The organism is Chitinophaga sp. CC14, from assembly GCF_048957795.1.
GTDB lineage: Bacteria > Bacteroidota > Bacteroidia > Chitinophagales > Chitinophagaceae > Chitinophaga > Chitinophaga ginsengisegetis.
In genome coordinates this window covers 2282165-2295498 of sequence record NZ_JARBFY010000003.1, presented here as the reverse complement: position 1 = coordinate 2295498, position 13334 = coordinate 2282165, and the positions used below count along the sequence as shown (strand labels likewise).

The following is a 13334-nucleotide window of genomic DNA, read 5'->3' as shown; positions in this document are numbered from 1 at the left end:
AATCTTCTATTTAACTCCTTATATTTGCTTTCCTAAAAAATAAAACACATATCAGAGTATGGGAAAATACAGAGCTGGCGTACTATTCGGCGAAGAGCTGGATGCGCTGTATAACGATGCCAAAGACAACGGATTTGCTATGCCTGCCGTAAATGTTGTGGGAACTAACTCCGTGAATGCGGTACTGGAAACAGCTGCTAAAGTAAATTCACCGGTTATTATTCAGTTTTCTAACGGTGGTGCACAATTTTTTGCAGGTAAAGGCATGCCGAACGACAAACTGCAGGCGAACATTGCAGGTGGTATTTCCGGCGCTAAACACGTACATGAAGTAGCAAAATATTACGGTGTTCCGGTAGTGCTGCATACCGACCATGCTGCTAAAAAATGGTTACCATGGATCGATGGTTTGCTGGATGCCGGCGAACAGTTCTTCAAACAAACCGGTCAACCGCTGTACAGCTCTCACATGCTGGATCTTTCCGAAGAACCGATTGCAGAAAACATTGAAATTTCTCATAAATATTTTGAGAGAATGAACAAGCTGGGTATGTCCATCGAAATCGAACTGGGCGTAACCGGTGGTGAAGAAGACGGCGTGGACAACTCCGGTGTAGACAACTCCAAGCTGTATACCCAGCCTGAGGAAGTAGCTTATGCGTATGAAATTTTATCAAAGGTAGGTCCCCGTTTCACGGTAGCTGCTGCTTTTGGTAACGTTCACGGCGTATACTCTCCGGGTAACGTAGAACTCCGCCCGGTGATCCTGCATAACAGCCAGGAATTCATCCAGGAGAAATATAAAACTGCCGCTAAACCAGTTTACTATGTATTCCACGGTGGTAGCGGTTCTCCAAAACACCAGATCACTGAAGCACTGGGTTATGGCGTTATCAAAATGAACATCGATACAGATATGCAGTGGGCATTCTGGGAAGGTATTCATGATTTCTACGAAGCGAAGAAAGATTACCTGCAGGGCCAGCTGGGTAACCCCGAAGGCGCTGACAAACCAAATAAGAAATACTACGATCCGCGCGTATGGCTGCGTAAAGGTGAAGAAACCTTTGTTAAGCGCCTGGAAGAAGCGTTCAGGGATCTGAACTGTATTAACAGGAACGCATAGTTAAGCATCAAGCTGAACGTATAAGGCAAAAAGCTGTTGTAACCGGGATAAAAGCGATCATATATTATATGTATATGTTATTATCTCCGCTACAATGGCTTTTTGCTTTTTGATTTAAACTTTATACTTTTCCCTATATGTTTTTGGCTTTATGCGATAATTCGTATCTTGCACCACTATTTTCTAATCTAATAGTAAAATATGTCAAGCTGGTTTAAGCGAATTAAACAAGGCATCTCTACCACCACCAGTGAAAAGAAAGAAGCACCGGATGGTTTGTGGCACAAGTGTCCTAACTGTAAAAAAACCACCACCGTAAAGGATCTGAAGGAACATTACTATGTTTGCGATAAGTGTAATTATCACAACCGTATTAACTCTGCAGAGTATTTTGAGATCATATTTGATAACAATCAGTTCGAGGAACTGTTCCCAAATATATACCCGACCGACTTCCTGGGATTTAAAGATCTGAAGCCTTACGCCGACAGGCTGAAGGATGCGCAGAAGAAATCCGGGCTGAAAGATGCGATGACCGTAGGGGCCGGCAAGGTGCTGGGTAACGACCTGGTAGTGGCTTGTATGGATTTTAACTTCATCGGGGGCTCTATGGGTTCCGTAGTAGGTGAAAAGATAGCCCGTTCTATCGACTACTGCATCATCCACAAGATGCCGCTGATGGTCATCTCCAAATCAGGCGGCGCCCGTATGATGGAAAGCGCCTTCTCCCTGATGCAGATGGCTAAAACATCGGCCAAGCTTACACAGCTGGCGGATGCAAGACTCCCCTACATCTCTTTAATGACGGATCCTACCACCGGTGGTGTAACCGCCTCTTACGCAATGCTGGGCGACCTTAACATTGCTGAACCAGGCGCACTCATTGGCTTTGCAGGACCCAGGATCATTAAAGAAACCATTAAAAAAGATTTACCTGCTGGTTTCCAGAGCGCAGAGTTCCTGCTGGAACATGGTTTCCTGGATTTCATCATGGATAGAAAAGAACTGAAAACGAAGTTGGCAAGTTTGCTGACCATCTTTAAAAATTAAGACAACAGCTTTTAGCCTTCAATTGTTAGCAATGGTATGGATCTTTCCCGCCACAGCTAACAACTGAAGGCTAAAAACTAACAGCTCATATTAAAGCGCAAATGGCAGAATTAAAGAACAGATCGGCATATTTTGAGTACGCAATAGAAGATAAATTTATTGCAGGGATGGTGTTGCTTGGTACAGAGATCAAGTCGATCCGTGCAGGTAAGGTGAGCTTTAATGATTCTTTCTGCTATTTTTCCAAAGGAGAATTGTACGTAAAGAGCCTGCATATTGCAGAATACTCGCACGGTACTTCCTCCAATCATGATCCGCTGCGTGAACGTAAGCTACTGCTTACCAAGCGGGAACTGAGAAAGATGGAAAACAAAATGAAAGAACGGGGCTATACCATTGTACCACTTCGTATGTTCATTACCGATAAAAGCCTGGCAAAAATGGAGATTGGGATCGGTAAAGGTAAAAAGCTCCACGACAAACGCGACTCTATCAAAGCAAGGGAGGCAGACAGGGAGCTTAGAAGACAATTCAAATAAATACAGCGCCGGCAGGCAAAGCATATCCTTATAAAACAGTTCCCCATTGAAAAAGCAAGCATTCAGGCAGTTACTGAGCATTACCGCCATCCTTCTCTACACCTGTATTCTTTCCTGTAAATCGGGTGAAAAACTATATAACAAAGGCAGATACGATGAAGCCGTTACCGCTTTTGTAAAAAAACTGCAGCGTAAACCGCAGGATGCCACCGCCACACGGATGCTGCCTGATGCCTATAAACAGGCACTACTGGTGCGGGAAGACCGCGTAAACGAATACCTCCGTTCCAATAACCAACTCAAGTGGGAAAACATACGGAATGAGTACCGGGCCTTACAAACCCTCTACAACGCCATTCACAGCTCCCCTGCTGCCCTTAAACTGGTGCAGCCGAAGGATTACCGGGATGCCATCACCGGCGCCCAGGAAAACGCCGCAGAAATGCGGTACGACCGGGGCATGGCTTTACTGGACAAAGGCGATAAGGCCAGTGCGCGGCAGGCATACGACGAATTTGACGCAGCGCTGAAACTGATCCCCAATTACCGGGATACCAAACAACGGCAGGATGAGGCTTACCAGATGGGAGTAATCAATGTGGTAGTCAGTGAAATTGAAGTGCGCTCCCCCTATTACCAGTTCAGCGCCGATCAGTTCCGCGATTACCTGGTGCGTAACCTGCAACAGCGCAATATCAACCAGTTTGTACAATTTTACGACGAACGGGTGGTTCGCAATGGAAACCTCCGTCCCGATGAATATATTGAACTCCGCTTTTTTGACTTCGTAGTGGGCCAAACCTATGTAGACCGCATCCAGCGCGATGTTTCAAAAGAAATTGTGGTAGGTACCACGAAGGACTCTACCGGTAAAGAGTTTAACATCTACAAAACGGTGAAGGCCACGCTCTATATCACTAAAAAAACAGTGGTCTCAAAAGGGTTGCTGGATTACCGCATCACCAACACCGGCAACGGACAATTACTGCGAACCGACCGTATTCCCGGCAGCTACACCTGGCTCAACCAGTTTGGTACCTTTAAGGGAGATGAAAGGGCGCTTAGTGATGAGGATAAACAACTGATGGGAGGACGGGATATGCCGCCACCGCCGCCTACCGACTTATTTATGGAATTTACCCGGCCTATTTATGACCAGCTGGCGAGAGATCTGCAAAGTTTTTATAATAGGATTTAGCGGACTCCAACGGGGACATAGTGCATGGGGAGTGCATGAACAGTGCATTAATAGTGCATGAGGAGTGCATGCTAACAGTATGGATAGTGCATGGATGATCCATGACATACGCAAGTCCGAAGCACCGGAGAAGCATCCGGGAAGTAATAATGACTATATCTTTTGCTTTAACAGCGGTATCAGCTGATGCGCAGGCACTACCCCGCTCTGCCGCCAAATCAGTTTTCCTTCCCGGAAAAGCAATAACGTAGGTACGCTGGCAATCTGCCATTGAGCGGCCAGCTGCTGGTTTCTATCTATATCAATCTTGATAATCCTGAGTTGTTCTCCCATTTTATCCTTTACTTCTTTCAGGATAGGCGGCACCATCTGGCAGGGACCGCACCAGGTAGCAAAACAATCAATCAGTACAGGTGTGGGTGAAGCGAGTATTGCCTGCAGGTTCTCCATAGCACAAGTTTTAATTGCACGCACAAATTACGACTTTTTGAAAATCAGAAAATATAATATATATTACAAATATAATTCCGTCTTATTTGTTGGTCTATGAACGTGCTATCCACCATTATTTATTTTGCCTGGTTCCTGTCTGAAATACTGCTGCACCGCATTCTCCGCGGCAAGGACGCAGACGACAAGAAAAAACAGGATCAGGGCAGCCTCGCTTTTATCTGGATCGTAATTATTGTGTTCATCAATATTTCTGTATTGGTATCTGCAAAAACATCTTACCCGGTTCTTCCGGGGCCTGATATGAATCGTATAGGGCTTAGCGTTATACTGCTGGGAATGGTGCTTCGCTTTGTAGCTATTGCGCAGCTGGGCCGGTTGTTTACCGTAAATGTAACTATCCGGAAAGATCATCATATCAAAAAGGATGGACTGTACAGCATATTGCGGCACCCCTCCTATGCCGGTTCCCTGCTGTCTTTCCTGGGATTCGGGTTATCACAGAATAACTGGCTGGGGTTAGCCATTGTGTTCATCCCCGTTTTTGTGGCATTTGTTTACCGGATGAAGATAGAAGAAAAAGTACTGAGCGAGAAGTTTGGAGAAGAATACACCGATTATATGAAGCATACCAGCCGGATCATTCCGTGGATATATTAGTAATTCTTTTCATGATAAAAATTCTCCCTCAAATTAAAAAGTTTGATTCTAAATTGCAGTCATAAACCTAACTGTCACCAATACACGATAAACCCAATACATACTTAAACCGAAGATTATCCTATGAAAAAAGTTCTCCTGGGCATGACTGCCCTGGCATTTTTTGCTGCCAGCTGTAAAGACGATAAATCCGGCATTGTTACACCTGATCCTCCTAAAACCGAAGACTGGTACCTTACCGGCATTGTTGTCAGGGATATTGACAACAGCGGAGCTACTTTTGGTGATAAAGACAGTATGGTAATGACTTATAACACCGACAAAACATTTAATACCCTGGAAGAAATTGCCGGTGAAAATGAAACTTATTATGCACTGGTTAAATTTATATACAATCAGCAGAAAGTTACAAAAATGACCTTGCAGGAATCAAAAATGGGAGTAGCTGAAACTATTTATGAGTGCACCTATTCGGGTGATCAGCTGGTCCGCTTTTTTGAGCCGGGCCGTTCTGCTACCAGCTACGATTCCCTGGTATATGAAAATAATAAAGTGGTAAAAGTTTTCCAGGTGAGGGCAGACAAACGCAATAATAAATCATGGGAATATACCTGGCAGAATAACAATGTGACAGAGGCCAGGGAGTTCAACGCTAATCCTACAACTTATAACCTGGAGTTAGTGAGTATCCGGAAATACACTTATAATAACGTGGCTAATCCCTACAAGTCCCTGGCTAACTTTTTACTGATGAAAGGAGATAATCCTGATATTCCGCTGCTTTCTGCAAATGAGCAGATGTCGTATACTGTAGCTAATGCGCAAAATGTGGTGTCTCATATTTATAACTACACCAGGTCCGCAAATGATAAAGGGCTGACTGTGGCCGATACAATGTGGCATAAAACGCCGGCAGAGAGTTCTGCCAAAGCCGATTATATTTCTGCTTATAAATACACAGATCTGAATAAATAATTACATCCGTATAAAAAAAGCCTCCGGAAAATTCCGGAGGCTTTTTTTATGATCCTTAATTATTGATATTCGGATTATTCTGTAATTCTGTAATCGGAATAGCAAAGAGGTAGTATTTACTGTAAGGTACAAATGGTGTTCCATCCGGTTGTTTCAGCGTCAGATGCCCCTGTGCAGACACTTTCACAAAGGTGCCATCACCTCTCGGCACGCTGATAATACTATCCTGCCCGTTATAAGAGAGGAAAGGCTTCCTTACTACGGTGCCGCCTGTACGAATAATATCAGACAGTGAAAATCCTTCTCCCCACAACTCTTTTCTTCTCTCCACCAGGATAGTGTCTACCAGGCTGCCGCCGCCTTTATAAAGCGTGGCATTCCTTGCTGCACGCAATACGTTGAGGGCTTCTGCGCCTTTGGTAGTGTTGCCGCTTTGTGCATAAGCTTCTGCTTCTATCAGGTACATTTCTGCGGAGCGCATCAGCACCAGGTCGCCCACCAATGCACCGGCGTCACGGAAACGGAACTTCTTGTAGCGCAGGTAGCCTTCCTGGTCAGGCAGGGTGTCCCAGTCGAATAAGCGGAAACGTACATCTGCACTGTCGAAGAAGTTCTTAAAGTAAGGATCTGCCATAAAGCTCTGGTAGTATGAGGCCGGGCTGGAAACATCGAGGAAATGGAAGTTGTAGCTGGCGTTGCTCTGGTTGGGCGTTTGCGCGTGTCCCCAGATCCATTCTCCATTGTTGATATCGCTGAAGCCTTTGTTGTAATCATCGCCCGACATCAGCGGATAACCATTACGGGCAGCAACAGCAGCGGTGATGGCGCTTGTCCACTGACGGTTGTAGAGGTATGCGCGGGCCAGTAAACCATTGGCTACGTTGAGATCAATTTTCCATTTCTGGGTGGCATTGCGTTCATAATTCTGCAGCAGCGGCAATGCTTTCTGCAGGTCATCAATTACCTGTTTGTACACTTCTGCCACTGTTGATTTGGCCTTTCCTGCAGTGGTGGGGCCGGATGGCTCTGTGTAGATGGGAATGGCTTTCTCTGTACCTGTTCTGTTAAACTGGTAGAAAGATGCCAGCGTGAGATAGCAATTGGCACGCAGCGCATATGCCTGGCCTTTGAGACGTTGTTTCTTATCGGCATCGCCGGTAGCATTGTCCACTTTTGCGATCACATTATTACAGTTGTCGATCACCTTGTACAGAATCGTCCAGAAAGCGTTTACACGGTTCTTGGTGTTGTCTGTCATTTCTGTGTATCCATAGGAATCACGTAGTCCATACGATTGGGTTACCGCGATATCACTGCCCATCGCGTCGCTGGTGAGATGAATGGATTTATAACCCGGCACCGCATATGTAAAGAACTCTTCAAACATATATGCCCAGGTACCGTTGATCACTGTTTCCACGTTGTCGGCAGTATTAAACACCTGGTCGTCCGGTACGGCATTGGTTGGTTTGGTATCCAGGAAATCCTTGTTGCAGGCGCCCAATACCAAAGCAGCGATTATTATTAAGAATATATTCTTTTTCATGGTCGTAATTTTTAGAAGCTCAGATTAATACCTGCAGAAATGGATTTAATGGCCGGGTAACGATAGTAGGTGGTACCTCCTACCGATTGTTCCGGATCCAGCCCCTGGTGGTTATAGATCGTGAACAGGTTTTCTCCCTGTACATATACCAGTACATTATTAAGATGTGCTTTATCCATTAGTGATTTGGGAAGGTTGTAGCTGATGTTCAGGCTTTTCAGGCGGGCATAGCTGGCATCATACAGGAACCGGTCGGATACGGATGTCCAGTTGGTTTGTACGGTAGTCAGTTTAGGCACGTCCGTGATCTTGTTGTCCGGCGTCCAGCGGTTCAGCATTTCCGTGCTGAAAGGACGGCCTGCGGAGGTACCTGTACCCAGCAGGAACAGGTAATCCTGGTCCAGTACTTTACCACCAAGACTGTACACCATCAGGAAGGAAAGTGAAAACCCTTTGTAGGTGAATGTATTGGTAAAACCGCCGTATACATCCGGCAGGGAGGAACCATTGTAATACTGCGTAGCGGAGGAATAGGTGCCGGTAGTGCCTTTGGTGCCATCTGCATTATCGACGTACCACATAGGCAAACCTGTTTCCTGGTTTACGCCAGCCCATTTTCTCAGGTAAAAATCATAGATAGATTTACCTACCATGAGTTTTTTGGTACCGCTGATAATTTCTTTCTGCGGTAACTCGGTGATCTTATTCTTATAGTGCGTGGCGTTCAGATCAATGGTCCAGCTGAACTCTTTTGTTTTCACGGGCACTGCGTGTATGGAAGCTTCCACACCGGTATTTTTCAGTGCGCCGATATTCTCATCCACAGCGGAATAACCTACGGAAGGCGCCATAGGACGGGAATACAGCAGATCCTGTGATTTGCGCTGGAAGTATTCTACGGTACCGCCTAAACGATTTCCAAACATACTGAAGTCAACACCAATATTTAAGTTCAGGTTGGTTTCCCATTGCAGGTTCGGGTTGTATACCTGGCGGCGGTAGGTACCGCCTTCACCGAGGTTACTGTTTACGTTCAGCAACGGGTAGTAGTTGTAGAATGCATCGTCCCCGAGGTTATCGTTCCCCTGTCCGCCGTAGCTGGCGCGGAGTGTAAGCAGGTTAAGCCAGGAATTGTTTTTAAGAAAATCTTCTTCTGTCAATTTCCAGGAACCGCCTACAGACCAGAAGGTACCCCAGCGGTGATTGGGTGCGAAACGGGAAGATCCGTCGCGGCGAAGGGAAGCAGATAAAAAGTATTTTCCTACGTAGTCATATTCAGCCCTGCCCAGGAAACTGGAGAGCGTATAAGTATCGGTATATCCCTGCAAACCCGTGATGAGAGAGGCATCCGAGAGTTCTTCCAGTCCAGGCAGGGAGAAGCCGGATTTCTGACCATCCAAAAAGGTAGTGGTGTATTTGTAGGCTTCCTGGCCTGCCAGCAGGTTCAGGTGATGCTTTTCATTAAATGTTTCTTCGTAGGTAAAGATGTTGTTGAATGTCCAGCTGAACACGCGGGTATTCAACCGCTCAATTGTTCCACCTACTTCTGCATCAAAGCCCAGGTTGGGGTTGGTGTAGTCGTATTGTTGTTTGGCGGTATAATCGGCGTTATAACTTGATTTGAATTTAAGTCCGCGCCAGATAGTGGCTTCGCCATACAAACGGGCAGATAAATCATCGCGGGTGAGGCGGTGTTTATCGATAGCGGAGGTAGCCACCAGGTTGGTGTTGGTGTTTGCAGCACTGGGACGGTAGCTACCGTAGTCAAAGATCTTATTACCGTTGGCATCCAGGATATAGGCGCCGGTGGACCGGTCGCGCTCATAAATAGGATAGAAATTTGACATCAGGCGGCCGTAGTTTACATAGTTATCAGAGCGGCTGTCTTCCGAAGGAGGCGCATCCTGTTCGGAGTGCGTACCATTCAGGTTCAGTCCTACCTTTAACCATTTCTTGGCATCAATATCAATGTTGCTGCGGAGATTATAGCGTTTGAAACCGGAAGCGAGATAAATACCCTGGTCGTTCAGGTATCCCCCGGAAACATAGTATCTTGATTTTTCAGTGGCGCCGCTGAGTGCCACATCTGCTTCGGTACGTTTCCCGGTTCTTTGCATGGCATCGTCCCAGTTATCGTTCCACAGGGCTTTAGCGCCTGCTACCAGTTTCCCGTCGGTGCCTACCGGCTGCGGGAAAGCGGTGCCATAGGGGTTAATCCCTACCCTTCTTACGAGGTTACTGCTGGCCTGGGCGGCGGCAGTAGCGGGTGATAAGCCGCTGGTAAGACCGCCATTGCGGATGGCTTCCCAGTACATTTCAAAATACTGATCGGTGCTTACCCGGTCGTAATTATCCACTGCTCTTTTTGAAAAACCCTGACTAACGCGAACGTCTATATTACTTCCCTGTTTCTTTCCTTTTTTGGTAGTGATGATGATCACACCGTTGGCGCCACGGGAGCCATACAGCGCGCTGGAAGCAGCGTCTTTCAGAACGCTGATGGATTCTATGTCGTAGGGATTGAGTGCATTCAGGCTACCTCCGTAAGGCACTCCGTCTACCACGTATAACGGATCGGCGGATGCGTTGATGGAACCAATACCGCGGATACGGATGGTAGCATCGGAACCCGGCTGACCACTGGTAGACGTACTTTGCACACCAGCTGCGAGGCCCTGTAATGCTTTGGTAACGCTGGATACCTGCCTGTTTACCAGTTCATCGCTTTTGATCTGCGAAACAGAACCGGTATAGGAACTCCTTTTAGCAGTACCATAGGCTACTACTACAATTTCATCAATATCTTTCCCTAAAGAACGGAGTGAAACATTGATGGGTGATGTGCTGATAGGCACTTCCTGTTGTTCCAGGCCGATGAAGCGGATCACGAGCGTGGTGGCGGCAGGATCAGTTACCTGGATCTTAAAGTTACCTTCAGGATCACTCACCACGCCGTTGGTGGTTCCTTTAATTACCACCGAGGCGCCTGGTAAGGGCGAATTATCTTTCGCGGAATAAACACGACCGGTCACCGTACGTGTTTGTGCAAATACTGCCAAGGGTCCAATGAGCAGTAGAAAGAGAAGTAGTCGTTGTAACATAGTAAAATGTTGAGAGTTTTGCAGTGATCTGGTTTTTCCTGGCAATACCTGTTCCTGTCTGTTATTGAACAGGCATTGCAGCATTGTATCCCATTGTTTTTTAACGCCGGTACAGACGGAGTTCCGGAAACAGTTATTGATCGTTGTAACCTGCTGTGGTTAAGCAGACAAATATTTATTGCTGATTTTTAATGATGGCAACAACAATAGTTGCATAAACAATATGGTTGGGTAATCTTCTCCATAAGCAAATCTTTAAATTCATTCCGTTCTATTATCCTATAATTCCTATAGACTAATGGGACGCAAAGCTATATGCTTTCATAATTAAAAACAAAAGAATTGTTAAAAATGTTGAAGAAAAGATTTTTCATGAGAATAGATTTTCAGTACCGACGCGGGTTTCATTGTTAAAAAATGTGATGAGCGGAGAACATCAACTGCCTCTATGCATCAGCAACACGATGATAACGCCTGAAGTGGTGAGTGTAATATTAGCTACTGCATATGCCACGGTATATCCCAGTGCGGGCACTTTGCTGTTGATAGCATCCTGTACTGCCAGCAGCGGTGCGGATTCGTCGTGCGCGCCGGCGCAGGCGCCAAGACCAATAGCCGGATGAAATTTAAATACATACTTTGCCAGGAACAGCGCCAGCATCATTGGCAGCAGGCTTAGCACTACGCCAGCCAGGAAAAGTGTGACACCTTCTTCTTTCAGTCCCTGCAAAAATCCTTCACTGGCGCTCAGTCCAACGATGGCGATAAATACATGCAGTCCCAGTTTGGTAAGCACCCATTGTGATGCAGCCGGGATGTAACCAAAGCGCGGATGGATACCACGCATCCAGCCGAATACCAGCCCTGCGATCAGGGCGCCGCCACTGGTACTCAACTCCACAGGAACGTTGCCGATATGTGCGCTCAAACTGCCAAATAAAGTACCCGCCACAATGCCGGCTGCGAGGTAAACAATATCTGTTTCCACGCCGCCCCTTTCTTTATAGCCAATGATGGCAATGGCCTTGTCCAGGTCTTCCTGGATACCCACCAGTTCTACCACATCGCCTTTTTGTATCACGGTAGATGCGTGCAGCGGCATCTCGATACCGGCGCGTAAAATTTTACGCACGCTGATACCATGAAAATCCGGGTGTTTTGCAAATGCTTTCAGGGGCTTGTTGCTGGCGGCTTTGCTGGTGATGATCACGGTTACTGACTGTACCGGGAACGTGAGCAGTTCCTCATCGGCTACTTCTTTTCCCAACAGGGATGCTGACGCAATGGCCGCCGCACGCTGGCCACCCACCGCAATAATATCTCCCGGCTTAATTATGAAATCAGGGGAAGCTTCCATCAGCTTTCCTTCTCTTCTGGTGCGCAGGATGTAGAGATGTCTTTTCTTATCATGAAAGATGTCTTCTAATTCACGGATGGTTTTACCATCACCGGTAAGTTCCGGGTTAACAAGATAAGCGCGGAAGGCTACCTGGTCGTAGGCGTTGGTAACATTCTCCTCTTCTTCAGCACCTGGATCTGTTATTTTTTCTTCCAGCTCCTTTGTTTCCTCTATCAGCTTGGCACGGCTGCCGGACATAAACCACGGGCCTATTACAGAAAGGAACCAGCTGGTACCGGCGGTACCAAAAATATAGGTAACCGCATACGCCACCGGGATCTGGTTGATGAGCGTATTTTTTTCATCGTCTGTAATATTGAGTTCATTGATGGTATTTGACGCCACGCCGATAATAGCAGAGCAGGTATTAGCGCCGGACATTAGCCCTGCGGTAGTACCTGTTTCAAAACGCAGCAGGGAAGCCAGCCCCCAGCAAAACAACAAACTGCTGCAGCATACTATAAATGAAAACAACGCCAGTGGCAATCCATCTTTTTTAAGTCCCTGGAAAAACTGCGGACCGATACCATAGCCGGTACAAAATAAAAAGAAGAGAAAGAAAATAGATTTTGTTTCTGAAGGGATACTGATGTGAAAGCTGCCGATGGCAATCCCCACCAACAGCACACCGGTAACGGTACCGAGGGTAAAACCTTTTATATGCACCTTACCAACCAGGAAGCCGGTCAGGAGGGTTAGCATCACCGCTATTTCGGGGTATTTCTGTAACGTGTTTATCAACCAGGGGAGCATAATTGGAATTTAAGATTGCGCTTATACTACAATTATGATCGCCGGTTGGTTCAGGGCAAGTGTTATTCTTTAGGCCAATCCTTTTTCAAAACCTTCATCAATCAGCCAGTTGCCGCTGTCGGCCGCTGCTGTAGCCAGTTCATCACAGCGGTTGTTGAAAGGGTTGCTGGCGTGGCCTTTCACCCATTGCATTTTTACCTGGTGTCTTTTATACAATGGTATGAAACGCAGCCAGAGGTCTTTATTTTTTTTGTCTTTAAAATTAATTTTCACCCAGCCCCATAGCCATCCCTTCTCAATACTATCCACTACATATTTGCTGTCTGTAAAAACGGTTACTGTTAATCCATCCTTCTTCAATGCTTCCAGCGCAACAATAACGGCCAGCAGTTCCATCCTGTTGTTGGTGGTTTTACGGTAGCCCTGTGATAATTCTTTCCGGACGTTTCCCCATATGAGTACTACGCCATACCCACCCGGACCGGGATTACCGCGGGATGCACCATCTGTATATACTACCAGTTCAGCCATGTTCAA

11 protein-coding genes are annotated in these 13334 nt (G+C 46.4%); 6 read left to right on the top strand and 5 right to left on the bottom strand.

Annotation, left to right across the window (positions count from 1 at the left end; genetic code table 11):
- The first annotated feature begins 58 nt into the window (after nucleotides 1-58).
- The 4 genes from fbaA to PV783_RS19155 all read left to right on the top strand — a co-directional run bounded on the left by fbaA (nucleotide 59) and on the right by PV783_RS19155 (nucleotide 3913).
- On the top strand, nucleotides 59-1126 hold the full coding sequence (gene fbaA / locus PV783_RS19170) for a class II fructose-bisphosphate aldolase (RefSeq protein WP_420989202.1): 1068 nt from the start codon (nucleotides 59-61) through the stop codon (nucleotides 1124-1126).
- A gap of 201 nt (nucleotides 1127-1327) precedes the next feature.
- Nucleotides 1328-2176 (top strand): acetyl-CoA carboxylase, carboxyltransferase subunit beta, encoded by an 849-nt coding sequence (gene accD / locus PV783_RS19165; protein WP_079467454.1) that lies wholly within the window; start codon nucleotides 1328-1330, stop codon nucleotides 2174-2176.
- 101 nt (nucleotides 2177-2277) lie between these two features.
- Complete coding sequence (gene smpB / locus PV783_RS19160; RefSeq protein ID WP_079467455.1) at nucleotides 2278-2715, top strand: SsrA-binding protein SmpB; 438 nt, start codon at nucleotides 2278-2280, stop codon at nucleotides 2713-2715.
- Between the two features lie 46 nt (nucleotides 2716-2761).
- On the top strand, nucleotides 2762-3913 hold the full coding sequence (locus tag PV783_RS19155) for a tetratricopeptide repeat protein (RefSeq protein ID WP_420989201.1): 1152 nt from the start codon (nucleotides 2762-2764) through the stop codon (nucleotides 3911-3913).
- 153 nt (nucleotides 3914-4066) lie between these two features.
- Here PV783_RS19155 and trxA read toward each other — a convergent pair whose 3' ends face one another.
- Entirely contained in the window at nucleotides 4067-4363 is a 297-nt protein-coding gene (trxA, locus tag PV783_RS19150) for a thioredoxin (RefSeq protein ID WP_111578081.1), read from the bottom strand.
- 96 nt (nucleotides 4364-4459) lie between these two features.
- Here trxA and PV783_RS19145 point away from each other — a divergent pair, with 96 nt between their 5' ends.
- Nucleotides 4460-5023, top strand: a complete 564-nt coding sequence (locus PV783_RS19145) for a methyltransferase family protein (RefSeq protein WP_420989200.1) — start codon at nucleotides 4460-4462, stop codon at nucleotides 5021-5023.
- 123 nt (nucleotides 5024-5146) lie between these two features.
- On the top strand, nucleotides 5147-5998 hold the full coding sequence (locus PV783_RS19140) for a hypothetical protein (protein WP_420989199.1): 852 nt from the start codon (nucleotides 5147-5149) through the stop codon (nucleotides 5996-5998).
- A gap of 55 nt (nucleotides 5999-6053) precedes the next feature.
- On the opposite strand, the gene PV783_RS19135 is transcribed toward PV783_RS19140, so the two are convergent.
- The 4 genes from PV783_RS19135 to rnhA form a co-directional block, all read right to left on the bottom strand.
- Nucleotides 6054-7544 carry a RagB/SusD family nutrient uptake outer membrane protein gene (locus PV783_RS19135; RefSeq protein ID WP_420989198.1) on the bottom strand — a complete coding sequence of 497 codons (1491 nt, stop codon included), beginning with the start codon at nucleotides 7542-7544 and terminating at the stop codon, nucleotides 6054-6056.
- Nucleotides 7545-7555: 11 nt separating this feature from the next.
- Nucleotides 7556-10645 carry a SusC/RagA family TonB-linked outer membrane protein gene (locus PV783_RS19130; protein ID WP_420989197.1) on the bottom strand — a complete coding sequence of 1030 codons (3090 nt, stop codon included), beginning with the start codon at nucleotides 10643-10645 and terminating at the stop codon, nucleotides 7556-7558.
- 436 nt (nucleotides 10646-11081) lie between these two features.
- A complete protein-coding gene (gene aspT, locus PV783_RS19125) occupies nucleotides 11082-12797 on the bottom strand; it encodes an aspartate-alanine antiporter (protein ID WP_420989196.1) in 1716 nt (571 codons plus the stop codon).
- A gap of 69 nt (nucleotides 12798-12866) precedes the next feature.
- Nucleotides 12867-13328 carry a ribonuclease HI gene (gene rnhA / locus PV783_RS19120; protein ID WP_079467462.1) on the bottom strand — a complete coding sequence of 154 codons (462 nt, stop codon included), beginning with the start codon at nucleotides 13326-13328 and terminating at the stop codon, nucleotides 12867-12869.
- Nucleotides 13329-13334 lie beyond the last annotated feature (6 nt).